Here is a 13,648-nt window from a genome sequence, read left to right as displayed (position 1 = left end):
AGAGATTCTGTGGGAGTGACCATGACTACCGTAAAATCCCTAACCGTCGGCGAACCGGCTCCGGAATTCTGTGCACCCGTTTCCAGTGGAGGCGAGCTCTGTCTCAAGAGCCTTCAGGGTCGCAAGGTGGTCCTCTATTTTTATCCCAAGGACAATACCCCAGGCTGCAGTGTCGAGGCCCAAGATTTTGCTGCCCTGTATCCCGAGTTTCAGGCGGCGGAAGCCGAGGTCATCGGTGTGTCACGCGATTCGCTGGCCAGTCACCAGCGTTTCATTGATAAGTTCTCGCTGCCTTTTCCGCTGATCACCGACGCCGACGAGGCGGTCTGTCGGGCCTACGACGTCATCCAGGAGAAGAAAAACTACGGCAAGACCTACCTGGGCATCGAGCGCAGCACCTTTGTTGTGGACCGTACTGGACGCCTTGCCCATATGGAGCGCAAGGTAAAGGTCGCCGGGCACGCCGCCCACATTCTCGATATCGTCAAGTCCCTGCCATGACCGCTGTGGTCAGCTCGCTGACGGCAGCACCGAAATCCCGGCTGTACGTGCTCGACACCAACGTGCTCATGCACGATCCATCGGCGCTGTTCCGCTTTCAGGAGCACGACATCTTTCTCCCCATGGTGGTGCTGGAAGAGTTGGATCAGCACAAGAAGGGGCTCAGCGAACAGGCGCGCAATGTCCGACAGGTCAGTCGTACCCTGGACGATCTCCTGGTGGGCCACGAGGATCTCGAAGTAGGCCTGCCCCTGCCGCACGCCCAGGGTCGGCTCTTTTTCCAGACCGCCGCCTACGAGCAGGCTCTACCGGCGGATCTTGCCGGAGGCAAGGCGGATCACGAGATCCTGGCGGTGACCCTCGCCCTGCAGAACCGTCACCCCGAGAAGGATGTGGTGCTGGTCAGCAAGGACATCAATCTGCGCATCAAGGGGCGCACGCTGGCGATCCGCGTCGAGGATTACCGCAACGATCAGACCCTGGAAGACGTCGACCTCCTCTATACCGGCGTAGAGATACTCAGTCCCGATTTCTGGGAGGTCCACAGCCGCGATCTGGATGCCTGGCAGGAGACCGGGCGCAGCTTCTACCGGATCACGGGTCCATCGGCGCAGCACTGGTATCCCAATCAGTTTCTGTTTTTGCCCCAGAGCGATGATGCCCAGGAGGGCTTTGCCGCCATCGTTCGGCGTATCGAGGGGCAGCAGGCGGTGATCGAGCGGGTCAGCGATTTTCGCAGCGAACGGCATTCCGTCTGGGGTATTCGCGCGCGCAACCCGGAGCAGAACTTCGCCCTCAATCTGCTCATGGATCCGCACATCGATTTCGTCAGCATCATCGGCTCGGCCGGGACGGGTAAGACCTTGCTGACCCTGGCGGCGGCTCTGCATCAGATCTTCGAGAACAAGCAGTATTCCGAGGTCATCATCACCCGTGCGACGGTACCCGTCGGCGATGAAATCGGTTTTTTGCCGGGCACGGAAGAAGAAAAGATGCAGCCCTGGATGGGAGCGCTCGAGGATAACCTCGAAATCCTCGCCCGGGGTGGCGATGAGGGAGGCAGCTGGGGACGCAGCGCCACCCAGGATCTGGTGAGTAAGCGCATTCGCATCAAGTCCATGAGCTTCATGCGCGGACGTACCTTTCTGGAGAAGTTCGTTATCATCGATGAAGCGCAGAATCTCACTCCCAAGGAAATGAAAACCCTGATCACCCGGGCCGGGCCCGGCACCAAGGTCGTGTGTCTGGGCAATATTGCCCAGATCGACACACCCTACCTGTCGGAAACCACCTCGGGTCTGACTTATGTGGTGGACCGTTTCAAGTCGTGGGAGCACAGCGGGCACGTTACGCTGCGCCGTGGCGAGCGCTCGCGTCTGGCGGATTTTGCCAACGAGGCCCTGTAAGGCATCGCCCCAGCATCGCTGAAGCCGGGCACCCGTAACTTTACGGCTATTTCTTGATTCTCCGCGCCAGTCCGGTATCTTGTGGGCTCCCATCCCGCGCCACCTCCGGAAGCCACCACCATGCCAGCCTGGACCGTTGCCGATAGTCGTAAGCTCTACAATCTCGCCCACTGGAGCGCAGGGTTCTTCGATATCGACGAGGCTGGATTTCTGCGGGTACTTCCCGAGGGTTCGCCGGGTGCTCGGGGGGTGCGCCTCAGCGATGTCGTGGCGGCTCTGGGTGAGCAAGGTCTTGCGCTCCCCTGTCTGCTGCGATTCCCGCAGATCCTTGCCCAGCGCGTCCAGAGCCTGCAGTCGGCCTTTGCCGCGGCCATGGCTGCCTGGAACTATCCAGCGCCGTACACCGCTGTCTATCCCATCAAGGTCAACCAGCACCGTCGCGTGGTGGAGAGTATCCTGCAGGCGGGCGACGGCGGCGTCGGTCTGGAGGCGGGCAGTAAGCCGGAATTGCTGACGGTACTGGCCCTTTCGCCCGAAAAAGCCACCATCGTCTGCAACGGTTATAAGGATGCGGAGTACATCCGTCTGGCGCTCATGGGCGAGCGCCTGGGTCGACGGGTCTTTCTGGTGGTGGAAAAAAGCTCGGAGCTGCCATTGATCCTGGGGATTGCCCGTGAACTCCAGGTACAGCCCCGCATCGGCGTCCGCGCTCGGCTCGCCTCGGCGGGTGCCGGCAAATGGCAGAATACCGGGGGCGAAAAATCCAAGTTTGGCCTGTCTTCCCACGAGATCCTCCAGCTTCTAGAGGACCTGCGTGCAGCAGATGCCTTGCAGAATCTGCAACTGCTCCATTTTCATCTGGGTTCACAGATCCCGAATATACAGCATATTCAGGGCGGTATGCGCGAATGTGCACGACTTTATCAAGAGCTGCGCCACCAGGGCGCCGACATTCGCGTGGTGGATGTGGGTGGTGGCCTTGGCGTCGATTACGAAGGCACCCACTCCCGCGCCTATTGTTCCGTGAACTATCGCGTCAGCGATTACGCGCAGAGCGTGGTGGGGATACTCGCCGAGCTCTGCCAGCGTGAGCATCTGCCGTATCCGGAGATCGTGTCCGAGTCCGGTCGTGCCCTGACGGCGCACCACGCAGTCCTCATCAGCAACATCATCGATGTGGAGCGCGCGCCGGGCGAACAACGGCCGGTGCTTGAAGGCAGCAGTCCGGCCCTGGGCGCATGGCAGCGGCTTTTGGATCGACTCCCGGGGGCGAGTGCCACCGAAGCCATGGAGATCTACCAGGAAGCGGTGTTCCTCCTGGCCGAGAATCAGGAGGCCTTTCGGCTCGGGCTCTTGCGCCTGCCCGAGCGCGCCCTTGCCGAAAACAGCTACGCGCATCTGATGTGGCGCGTGCGGGCGCTGCTGGATCCCGCCAAACGCGCCCATCGTGAGATTCTGGACGAACTGGAAGAAAAGCTCGTAGATAAATATTTTGTCAACTTTTCTCTCTTTCAGTCTCTGCCCGACGTCTGGGCCATCGACCAGGTCTTTCCCATTCTCCCCATTCACCGCCTGGATAAGGAGCCCAACCGCCGTGGTCGACTCGAGGATATCACCTGCGACTCGGACGGACGCATCGACAGCTACGTCTTTGCGGATGGGGTGGGGCCGACGTTACCCCTGCATCCCTGGACGCGCGGTGAGGAGTACCACATCGGCTTTTTCCTGGTGGGTGCCTACCAGGAGATCCTTGGCGATATGCACAATCTTTTCGGCGATACCGATGCCGTGAATGTCCTCTGCACCGACGACGGCGGCTTTCAGCTGCAGGAACCCGTGCCTGGCGACACCGTCGAGGAGGTTCTGGCCTACGTGCAGTTTTCCGCAGAATCCCTGTCCCAAGGGTTTGGCCGGCAGATAGCAGCGAGCACCAACCTCAGTGCCGATGAGGCCCGAGACTTTCTTCGCCACTATGCGGAGGGACTGAAGGGCTACACCTACCTCGAGTAGGATCCACGACACGGTGTAAAGGGCGTGCCGCGGCACCTCAACCGCGAGCGCAGCGCGGCATCTCCAGTACGCTGGGCGCACCCGTATCTTCCGGGCGGCTGCTCGATCGGGCAAGACGCCAGGCATTGGCGTAGACGGTCAGGCGCCCATTGCGGGCATAGCCGATGACGGTCAAGCCGCAATTCTGGGCAAGCTGGATGGCGAGGCTGCTGACGCCGGACACGGCTACCACGGTCGGGATACCAAAGCTCAAGGCCTTCTGAGCGATTTCAAAACTGAGGCGGGAGGAGACCGCCAGCAGGCGCGCCTGGCCGCTTCGCCAGCCCTGCCGCAGTGCTGCACCTATGGCCTTGTCGACGGCGTTATGCCGGCCAATATCCTCGCGCACGATGACAGCGTCTTCCGTGCACAGACACGCGGCGTGCGCGGTTCCGGTGTGATGGTTGAGCTCTTGTTCGGCACAGAGGTGCTGCAGAGCCTGCGCGATGGCGGTGCAGGAAATCCGCCGGCCGTCGCGGATGGGCGGGAAGGGCTGCAAGCCGTGAAAGTCCGGCACGCCGCACAGGCCGCAGGCGCTGCCACCGGGCAGGCAGCGGCGCCGGGTCTCGGCTCGCTCGGCGGCCTCTGCACGAAGCTGCAGGTAAAGGGCCTCACCCTCGGCGCTGCTCTCGTGCTCACAAGCGAGGATGTCTGCGGGCGAGCGCAACACATCCTCGGTCCACAGAAATCCCGTTACGAAGTCTTCCAGGTCGTGGGGGGTGAGCATCATCACCCCATAAACGGCACCGTGGATGACGATGGAGACGGCGGCTTCTTCCAGGATAGCCTCCTCGTGCATCCCAAGGTCCTTGTCGTTGTCCAGGCAGTGGGCCGACGACCACAAGACGCCAGAGATGTGTGGATCGCGATTCACCTGTCCATTCCCCCGGGCGCGGACATGGGCGCCCTGGGCCGCTTCGCCTGGGTCGAACCGATACGATCCGGGGCCGGCAAAGGCTCACCGTGCTGCGGCACGTCCGTTCCCGTGCACGCCGCCAATCTGGATACGGACCGGTACCCCCTTGGCGGCGGGGGTTTTCGAGAGTTCATCGTGATACCACAGGGGTATCAGTGGGTTGAGTTCCGGATAGTAACCGCCTACGCAACCGCACGGCAGGGCAAAAGTGGTAACGCGCAAGCCATCCACTTGGCGTGCCGTTTCGTCCCCCGCATCGGAAACCAGGCTGACCTCCTGGCCCTCGTACAGACCGGCTGCCGTCATGTCGTCCGCATTCATTAGCAACACCATACGCGAGCCTTCGAGACCGCGCAGGCGATCGCTGTATCCGTAGATCGTGGTATTGAACTGATCGTTGGAGCGCATGGTGATGAGGTGGTAGCGTCCGGGTGCGTCGCCGATGCCCAGGGAGGAGAGTACCGAGGGCAGGGTGAATTCGGCCTTACCACTGGCGGTCTGCCAGCGTCGCTCGCGGGCGGGGTTGCCGCGGTAGAAGCCTCCAGGCGTTTGCAGCCGCGCATTGAAGTCGTGAAACTCCGGATAGGTAGCGGCGATGAGATCGCGCACCTTGCCGTAATCGGCCACCCAGGCATCCCAGTCGCAGCGTGGATTGGGTGTCAACGTGGCTTTGGCCATCCCGGCCACGATGGCCAACTCGGAGCGGAGGTGCGGGCTGGCGGGCGGATGCCGTCCGCTGGAGACGTGGATGTGGCTGAAGCTATCCTCGATGGTAACTACCTGGGGACCACTAGCCTGCACGTCGATCTCGGAGCGCACCAGACAGGGCAGGAGCCAGGCCTCCTTGCCCGGAAAAAGATGGCTGCGATTGAGCTTCGTGGCGATGCTGACGGTCAGTTCCTGTTTGACCCATGCCTGCTCCATGGCCTCCTGCTCGGGGATGGCACGCAGAAAATTGCCACCCAGGGCGACGAAGGCCTTGACCGTACCCGCGCGAATGGCCTCGCAGGCGTCCACCGTGGCAAGTCCATGCTCCCGCGGGGGTTCAAAATCAAAAAGTTCGGCCAGACGCTCCAGGGGTACCAATTCGGGTTTTTCCGAGATGCCCACGGTGCGCTGTCCCTGGACATTGGAGTGTCCGCGCACGGGACAGATACCGGCACCCGGGCGGCCGATGTTGCCGCGCAAGAATAGTAGATTCAGCAACGTTCCAATGGCCTGGGAACCGTGCACGTGCTGGGTCAGGCCCATACCGTACACCCCGATCACCCGTTCTGCCTCGGCATAGACCGTCGCCGCCTGGCTCAGATCGTCGCGGCTGAGTCCCGAGTGCGCCTCGATGTCCTCCCATGCCGTGGCACGTACCTGGGCAAGGAAGGCTTCGGATCGATGGCAGTGCTCCTCCAGAAAGGCGCGATCCAAAATACCTGGCTTGCCTTGTTGCAGGGCCGCTTCGTCCCGTTCCAGCAGGTGTTTACAGACACCGATTATGGCAGCGATGTCGCCACCGGCCTTGACCTGAAGGTACTGGTGCGCGAGCCGTGTGCCAGTGCCTGTGAGCATCTCCACGGGATTTTGCGGATCGATGAATTCCAGCAAGCCTTTCTCGATCACGGGATTGAAAACGATCAGGCGACAGCCGCGGCGCACGGCCTTCTGTAAGGGGTGAAGGAAGCGACCGCTGTTGGTGGCGGGATTCTGACCGAAATAGAAAATGGCGTCGCAATGCTCGAAATCGTCCAGGACGCAGGTGCCGACGGGCGTACCGATATGCTCCTTGAGGCTGACGGAGGTGGTCTCGTGACACATGTTGGAGCTGTCCGGCAGATTGTTGTGGCCGTATAGCCGCGCAAAAAGGGCGTAGAGATAGGACGTCTCCAGCGACGCCCGACCAGAGGCGTAGAAAACGACCGACTGCGGTTCGAGTCGGCGCAGGGCAGCGCCTATGCCGGCAAATGCCTCATCCCAGCCACAGCGCACGTAGCGGTCGGAGCCGGCATCGTAGCGCAAGGGCTCGGTGAGACGACCCTGCATCTCCAGGTCGTGGTCGGACCAGCTGCGTAGATCCGCAAGGCTGTGCTCGGCAAAAAACTCCGGCGTACAGCGATCCGAGGTCAGATCCCAGATGGTCGCCTTGGCACCATTTTCGCAGACCTCGAACAGCCCCGGCTTGGCTGGCTTGCCCCAGGCACAGGAAGTACACATGGTGCCGCCGGGCTTGTTGAGCTGAAACAGGGTCCGATATACACCCGGTACCGGATGCTCGGCGCCGTAGACTTCAACGATACCGCGCACGGAACCCCATCCACCCGCTGCGCCCACCCGGGCCTTCTTGACCAGTTTCGTCTTCTCCGCCATCGATCACCCCCACATGGGCAGCTAGCAAACCGTCCAGTACGTTTGTTTAAAGCTAGGCAGGCCGTTCGACGGTGTCAAGGCGTGCAGGTATCACGGGATTCTCGAGAACACCCAGTCCCTCGATCTCTACCCGGATGGTATCCCCCGGCTGCAAATAGCGGGGCGGCTTGCGGGCAAAGCCCACGCCGGCTGGGGTTCCGGTGGCGATGAGGTCGCCGGGGTGCAGTGGCATGACCTCCGCCAGAGTCTGGATGAGTGCGGCGACGTCAAAGATGAGATCGGCGGTGTTACCGTCCTGCAGCCTGTCGCCATTGACCTCGGTACGCAAATAGAGGTTGTTGGCCCCTTCGGGTAGCTCGTCTGTGGTCGTCACCCGCGCGCCGCAGGAACCACTGTGGGGAAAGTTCTTGCCCATGGTCCACTGACTCGTACGAAACTGGTAGTCGCGCATACTGATATCGTTGAAAATTCCGTAGCCCGCGACGGCTGCGAGAGCCTCATGGCGCTGGAGCTTGCCATGGACGGCCTGACCGAGTACCACCAATAGTTCGCCCTCGAAGTCCATGGCATCGGACTGGACTGGGTGCGGTATGGCCTCGCCACTTCCGCAAAGGGTGTCGGGAAAGCGGATGAAGAAGGTGGGGGAACTTGGCAGTTCTGCTCCGGTTTCCCGCGCATGATCGCGATAGTTCAGGCCGGCACACAGTATTTTCTGTGGTTGCGTGGGCGGGAGGAAATGGATGCGCTCCACCGCAACGGGGCACACCCGTGCACTCCGTCGCCGGCGCAGATGTTGGAGGAGGGCGACGGGATCTGAGGTCAGTAACTGCGACGGATTCAGGCCATCGTCCAGGGATTCCAGGGAAAATAGCTCCTCATCGAGCCACACTCCCCACTCCACGACGCCCTCTCGACGGTAACGGCTCCACTGCAAGACACACCTCCTACTCGCGGTTTTGCGTCACGAATGCGCCTGCGTCTGGGCCTTCCAGCAACCACTGCTGGGCCGCCTGCAGACTTTTGGGATCCCCGAAAATAACCAGCACGTCGTCGGCACGCAAACGCATGGTGTCGGCGGGATCGCGCCCGCGGATCCCCTGACGACGCAGGGCCGTGACCTGTACCCCCAGTGCCGGCAGATTCAGTTCGGCCAATGTCTTGCCTATGGCCCAGCCGGTGTCCCCCAGGGAGACGGAGAGCAGCCGCGGTGAACCTTGATCCTCGCCCGGCTCCGATCCACCCCAAAAGCTGCCGCGAAAAACCCGATAGCGTTCCTCGCGAAAACGACGCACACGGCGAAGGATCTGGCTCAAGGGGAAACCCAGCTGCAAAAGGGTCTGGGAGGCGAGCATCAGAGCACCCTCCGTTACCTCCGGTACGACCTCATCGGCACCAGCGGCCTCCAATGCGGCAATCTGACTATCGTCGTGGGCGCGGGCCAGAAGCGGTAGCCGCGGTTGCAGTTCCGAGGCCACGGCCAGCACCCGCCGGCTAGTGGCCACATCACCGAAGGTCACTACCAGCGCCCGCGCTTCGGCCAGGCCAGAAGCCTGCAGAACGTCGCGCCGACTGGCATCGCCAAAGAATATGGACTCGCCCGCAGACTGTGCCTGACGCACGCGACTCGGATCGAGGTCCAGGGCAAGGTAGGGGATGCCTTCTTCCTCCAGCACCCGCGCGATGCTCTGACCCACTCGCCCGTAACCGCAAAGGATGACGTGTTCCTTTAGTTGCAGGCTGCGAATCGCCCGCAACGAACGCTCGCGCCCGCGCCGGTACGAGCGCACGAGCCGCTGTGCTATCCAACCGTTATGTTCGAGAAAGATGGGTGCAAGCACCAGCGAAAGCAGCATGGCACCGAGAAGCGGCTGCAATACCGCCGCCGGCAGGAGGCGGAACTGGTTGGCCAGCGACAGAAGAACAAAGCCAAACTCGCCCGCCTGCGCCAACACCAGGGCCGTGCGTAGGGCCACCCCTTGCTCAAAGGCGAACAGACGGCAGCTGGCCCAGACCACGATACCCTTGATCACCAGGATCGCCACGAGAATTACCAGGATCTCGGGAAAATCGGCCAGGATCTGGTGCAGATCCACCAGCATGCCGATGGTGATGAAGAAAAGCCCAAGGAGAATATCACGAAAGGCGGCTATATCCGCTTCCACCTGATAACGATAGGCCGTTTCAGCGATGAGCATGCCCGCCACGAAGGCGCCGAGCGCCAGGGACAGTCCCGCGGCCTCCGTGATCCAGGCAAGTCCCAAGGTGACGAAGAGGACATTGAGCATAAAGAGCTCACTGGACTTGCGCTGAGCTACGAGCTGAAACCAGGGGCGAACGATCGGGCGCCCCAGTACCAATAAGACCAGCAGTATCACCGCTGCCTTCAAGGCGGCGAGGGCGAGGGCGGCGGGCAGGGCAGCGCGGTCCCCGGCCAGCGCGGGAATCAGTACCAGCAACGGCACCACGGCAAGATCCTGAAAAAGCAGGATACTGATGGCAATACGGCCGTGGCGGGATGCCGTTTCCATCTTTTCCGAAAGCACCCGGGCAACCATGGCCGTCGACGACATGGCCAGAATGCCGCCGACGATGATTCCAGAGCGCCAGCCTAGACCCAGGAATGTGGCAATGGCCAAAAAGAGCAACAGGGAAGCCAGGACCTGCAGGCTGCCCATGCCGAATACCAGACGGCGCATGGCCATGAACTGGGCCGGACTGAACTCCAGACCAATGCTGAACATGAGAAAGACCACACCGAATTCGGCTAACTGGCGTGTGCGCTCGAGATCGGGCACTAAAGCCAGGGCATGCGGTCCCAGAAGGACGCCCGTCAAGAGATAGGCAAAGATGGCCGGCAGGCGCAGCCACTTCAGGAGGCCGACGAGGACGACCGTCGTTGCCAGTAATACCACGACGATGAGCAGGCTGGAGTCGGGCATGGTGGCTGAGGGGTCTCCTGGGCAGGTCTTTTTGGTATCATAGCGCAAAAGGAGCACGACTTTATGATCATCGTTACGGGCGGGGCAGGGTTCATCGGTGCCAATCTGGTGGCCGCTCTCAATGGGCGCGGCGAGCGCGACATCCTGGTGGTGGACCATCTCCAGCAGGCGGACAAGTTCCGCAACCTCTCTGGACTCGACATTGCCGATTACCTGGAGGCAGAGCCCTTTCTTGCCCGCCTCGAGGCGGGCAGCTTTGGGCCGGTGGAGGCGATTTTCCACGAGGGCGCCTGTTCCGACACCATGGCCAGCGACGGTCGCTACGTCATGACGAACAATTTCGAGTACAGCAAAACCCTGCTGCACTGGGCGCAGAAGGCAAACGTGCCCTTGCTCTATGCCTCCAGCGCCTCGGTCTATGGTCGCAGCGGTAGCTTCACCGAGGCGCGGGAGTCGGAAGACCCTCTCAATATCTACGGTTTCAGTAAATTTCAGTTCGATCAATACCTGCGCCGCCATTGGCAGGAGTTACGGGCCCCGGTCCATGGTTTCCGCTACTTCAATGTCTACGGGCCGCGGGAGTTCCACAAAGGGCGAATGGCCTCCGTCGCCCTGCATTTTTCCCGCCAGTACCGACTCGATGGGCACGTGCATCTCTTTGCTGGCTCGGGGGGTTATGCCGATGGCGAACAGCGTCGAGATTTCATCCACGTAGACGACGTATGTGCCGTCAATCTGCATTTTCTCGACCACCCGCGCTCGGGCATCTACAACGTTGGCACGGGTGTGGCGCGAAGCTTCAATGCCATGGCGGTTGCCGTCATCAACGGGATCGAGGCGCGCCGTGACGGGCCGATTCGGGAGCTGGAGAAGCTCCAGAAGGCTGAGATCATCCGTTACATTCCCATGCCCGAAAGTCTGCACGGCAAATACCAGAGCTTTACCGAGGCCGATACGCGTCAACTGCGTGCGGCGGGATACCAGGCGCCCATGTTGACGGTGGAGGAGGGGGTTGCCCGCTATATCGCCTGGCTCGAGGAGCAGCCTGAGTGACGCCCGGTCGCTTGCTGGTCACTGGAGCCGCTGGTTTCATCGGTTTTCACCTCTGTCGGCGTCTGCTGGCCGAGGGCTGGACCGTGAGGGGTATCGACAACCTCAACGACTACTACGATCCTGCCCTCAAGCGGGCTCGCCTGAGCCAGCTGGAAGGACATCCCGCCTTCACCTTTCAGCATCTGGACATTGCCCAGCGTGATGACCTGCACCGCCTGTTTACGGGGTCACGTTTTGACGTGGTGGTCAATCTGGCCGCCCAGGCGGGTGTCCGCTACTCCCTGGAACATCCCCACAGCTATGCCGACAGCAATCTCCTGGGTTTTGTGAACCTGCTCGAAGGTTGCCGACATCAAGGTGTCGACCATCTGCTGTTTGCCTCCTCGAGTTCGGTTTACGGTGCCAATAGCCGACTTCCCTACAGCGAACACGACCCCGTCGACCACCCGGTGAGCTTGTATGCGGCCACCAAGCGGGCAGGGGAGTTGATGGCCCACAGCTACGCCCATCTTTACGATATCCCCGTCACGGGTCTGCGTTTTTTTACGGTCTACGGCCCTTGGGGACGGCCCGACATGGCCTACTTCAGTTTCACCCGCAAGATCCTGGCCGGGGAATCCATTCCCGTTTTCAACCACGGCCAGATGCAGCGCGATTTTACCTACATCGACGACATCGTCGAGGCCGTCGTGCGGCTCGTGGATCATCCGCCCCAGAGGCAGGTGGACTGGCCCGCCGATCCTGCCACCAGTGCCGCACCCTTCAGAATCTACAACATCGGAAACCATCAGCCCGTAGCGCTCCTGGACTTCATTGCGACTTTGGAGGAGTGTCTCGGTCGCAAGGCACAATTGGAGCTTCTGCCCATGCAGGCGGGTGACGTCCTGGCCACCTATGCCGAGGTGAACGATCTGGCTGCCCTCGTCGATTTTGCCCCGCGAACCCCATTGGCGCGGGGGCTTGCCGAGTTTGTGCGCTGGTACCGGCAGTACTACGGTACTGCCTGAACGTCCGTCATGCGGCGTCGCCGCCCTCCAGAACAATCCACCAGGCTCTGGCCGCAGAGCTGCCCCCGCCCTTTCGGGCAGGGGTCCGCTTGCTCGCCTTGTTCCACTAGTGCAGGTTGGTCGCTACTCCAACCCGTGGTTCCTCCGCCAGACCGGGGGTGAGCACCGACTGTCTCAGCGAGCGGAAGCTCAACCACCGCTTATTCTCGTAATCGTAAAGCTGGCATTGGCGGAAAATCCTTCGTACCAGAGCAAAGCTGAAGCGACTTTCGTGCAGATAGGCGGCATAGTGTTTACGCAGATCGTCGTAGGCGCCACGCAGATGATAGAAGGGGATACGTGGGTCCACGTGGTGTGGGGCGTGGATCAGGATACCGTGGATCAAGGCCTCGCTCAGTGCCGAGCAACGTACCACGGTACTGCAATACATCTGTCCAATACTCTGACTCCACTCCTCTTTATCCGTAAAGAAAGGAAGGTCCGGGTGGGTATGGTGAAGAAAGACGAACAGCGCAATGTAGTAATTGAAGACCAAAAAAGGCAGCGCAATGGCCGCAAACCAGCCGAGCCAGCCCGACAGTACCAGCGCCACGGCAGAGAACAACAAAAAAAACAGAAGAGTAGACATTTTTGCCAGGAAAAAGGCGCCTTTGTCCCGGCTTTTGGGATCCGCACGAAAGCGGACCATCCCCGGCCACCATACCCGCAGGAGGTAGTGCAGGGCACAACCATAGGGACTGCGCTCCAGTCGATACAGGAGCCGCTGCCATGCGCTTTTGGCGCGGTATTCCGCAGGTGTCCAGGGACGCCATATCCAGTCGAGGGAGACAAGACTCGTGAAGCCATGATGCACACGATTGTGGCCAAATGCCCAGAGTCGATACATGTTCAGGGATGGCAGCATGAAGAGCGTGCCGAGGATCTCACTCACGCGCTTGCTTTGGAAGAGGGCGCCATGGGCGGCGTCGTGTGCCCAGACGAACATGAATGCCACCGCCGAACCCGCAAACAGACCGCACAGTATCTGTGCCCACCACCAGGGGAGCAGGAGTGCGCCGGCGATGCTGAGCAGATAAAGGCTTCCATCGATGCCGTACCAAAGCAGTGCGCGCGCCGGCGAACGGCGGTAGCGCTCGGGCGAGATGGTACTGCGTAGGTCCTGCAGCTTTACGGAGTGCAAGGTTTCCCAGTCCTGATGCGATGGGGTGTCCGACATCGTGTCGCCTCCTGGAGGGTGAGCGCATTAATAACGAGTTACAGATGCGATTGTAGTTATATGGGGCATACGAGGCAAGCCCAGAGCCTCGAGGTTCTGCTGCGCGACACCCGTCCGCCCGGCAATGTCCAGGCGGGGTAGGGCCCTTGTGGCCATTCTGGCCCCGAGATGGGTTGCGCGATCCGCACAGAGGACTCTTCCCC

Annotated in this window: 10 protein-coding genes; 5 read left to right on the top strand and 5 right to left on the bottom strand. The window is 61.2% G+C overall.

All coding sequences use genetic code 11. The features are described from left to right. Positions 1-21: 21 nt before the first annotated feature. The 3 genes from ACAty_RS06930 (at position 22) to speA (ending at position 3,917) form a co-directional block, all read left to right on the top strand. Positions 22-501 carry a peroxiredoxin gene (locus ACAty_RS06930; protein WP_226047618.1) on the top strand — a complete coding sequence of 160 codons (480 nt, stop codon included), beginning with the start codon at positions 22-24 and terminating at the stop codon, positions 499-501. Continuing rightward, positions 498-1,907, top strand: coding sequence for a PhoH family protein (locus ACAty_RS06925; RefSeq protein ID WP_038471826.1), 1,410 nt, complete (start codon positions 498-500; stop codon positions 1,905-1,907). The genes ACAty_RS06930 and ACAty_RS06925 overlap by 4 nt, the downstream gene beginning before the upstream one ends. A gap of 120 nt (positions 1,908-2,027) precedes the next feature. After that, entirely contained in the window at positions 2,028-3,917 is a 1,890-nt protein-coding gene (speA, locus tag ACAty_RS06920; protein ID WP_004872214.1) for a biosynthetic arginine decarboxylase, read from the top strand. Positions 3,918-3,954: 37 nt separating this feature from the next. Here speA and fdhD read toward each other — a convergent pair whose 3' ends face one another. The 4 genes from fdhD to ACAty_RS06900 all read right to left on the bottom strand — a co-directional run bounded on the left by fdhD (position 3,955) and on the right by ACAty_RS06900 (position 10,169). Continuing rightward, the gene (gene fdhD / locus ACAty_RS06915) at positions 3,955-4,830 is read right to left on the bottom strand and encodes a formate dehydrogenase accessory sulfurtransferase FdhD (RefSeq protein ID WP_004872212.1); all 876 of its coding nucleotides are present in this window, start codon (positions 4,828-4,830) and stop codon (positions 3,955-3,957) included. Positions 4,831-4,914: 84 nt separating this feature from the next. After that, on the bottom strand, positions 4,915-7,230 hold the full coding sequence (locus ACAty_RS06910; RefSeq protein ID WP_004872210.1) for an FdhF/YdeP family oxidoreductase: 2,316 nt from the start codon (positions 7,228-7,230) through the stop codon (positions 4,915-4,917). A 52-nt stretch (positions 7,231-7,282) separates the two neighbouring features. Then, positions 7,283-8,164 carry a fumarylacetoacetate hydrolase family protein gene (locus ACAty_RS06905; protein ID WP_226047617.1) on the bottom strand — a complete coding sequence of 294 codons (882 nt, stop codon included), beginning with the start codon at positions 8,162-8,164 and terminating at the stop codon, positions 7,283-7,285. 10 nt (positions 8,165-8,174) lie between these two features. Then, positions 8,175-10,169 carry a monovalent cation:proton antiporter family protein gene (locus ACAty_RS06900; RefSeq protein ID WP_004872205.1) on the bottom strand — a complete coding sequence of 665 codons (1,995 nt, stop codon included), beginning with the start codon at positions 10,167-10,169 and terminating at the stop codon, positions 8,175-8,177. Between the two features lie 63 nt (positions 10,170-10,232). Here ACAty_RS06900 and rfaD point away from each other — a divergent pair, with 63 nt between their 5' ends. Together rfaD and ACAty_RS06890 are read left to right on the top strand one after the other, a co-directional pair. Next, entirely contained in the window at positions 10,233-11,222 is a 990-nt protein-coding gene (gene rfaD, locus ACAty_RS06895) for an ADP-glyceromanno-heptose 6-epimerase (RefSeq protein ID WP_004872202.1), read from the top strand. Then, on the top strand, positions 11,219-12,229 hold the full coding sequence (locus ACAty_RS06890; protein ID WP_004872201.1) for an NAD-dependent epimerase: 1,011 nt from the start codon (positions 11,219-11,221) through the stop codon (positions 12,227-12,229). Before rfaD ends, ACAty_RS06890 begins: the two co-directional genes overlap by 4 nt. 106 nt (positions 12,230-12,335) lie before the next feature. Here ACAty_RS06890 and ACAty_RS06885 read toward each other — a convergent pair whose 3' ends face one another. Next, complete coding sequence (locus ACAty_RS06885; RefSeq protein ID WP_004872199.1) at positions 12,336-13,445, bottom strand: fatty acid desaturase; 1,110 nt, start codon at positions 13,443-13,445, stop codon at positions 12,336-12,338. Between the last annotated feature and the right edge of the window lie 203 nt (positions 13,446-13,648).

Origin of the sequence: Acidithiobacillus caldus ATCC 51756, from assembly GCF_000175575.2 — a bacterium.
Classification (GTDB): Bacteria; Pseudomonadota; Gammaproteobacteria; order Acidithiobacillales; family Acidithiobacillaceae; genus Acidithiobacillus_A; species Acidithiobacillus_A caldus.
Note: the sequence above shows the minus strand (reverse complement) of the source record. Positions and strands in the feature narration are given on the sequence as shown.

Coding starts and splice junctions, on each gene's coding strand:
- rfaD (WP_004872202.1), top strand. CDS start 10,233: ATGATCATCGTTACGGGCGGGGCAGGGTTCATCGGTGCCAATCTGGTG.
- ACAty_RS06910 (WP_004872210.1), bottom strand. CDS start 7,230: ATGGCGGAGAAGACGAAACTGGTCAAGAAGGCCCGGGTGGGCGCAGCG.
- ACAty_RS06930 (WP_226047618.1), top strand. CDS start 22: ATGACTACCGTAAAATCCCTAACCGTCGGCGAACCGGCTCCGGAATTC.
- speA (WP_004872214.1), top strand. CDS start 2,028: ATGCCAGCCTGGACCGTTGCCGATAGTCGTAAGCTCTACAATCTCGCC.
- ACAty_RS06900 (WP_004872205.1), bottom strand. CDS start 10,169: ATGCCCGACTCCAGCCTGCTCATCGTCGTGGTATTACTGGCAACGACG.
- ACAty_RS06885 (WP_004872199.1), bottom strand. CDS start 13,445: ATGTCGGACACCCCATCGCATCAGGACTGGGAAACCTTGCACTCCGTA.
- ACAty_RS06925 (WP_038471826.1), top strand. CDS start 498: ATGACCGCTGTGGTCAGCTCGCTGACGGCAGCACCGAAATCCCGGCTG.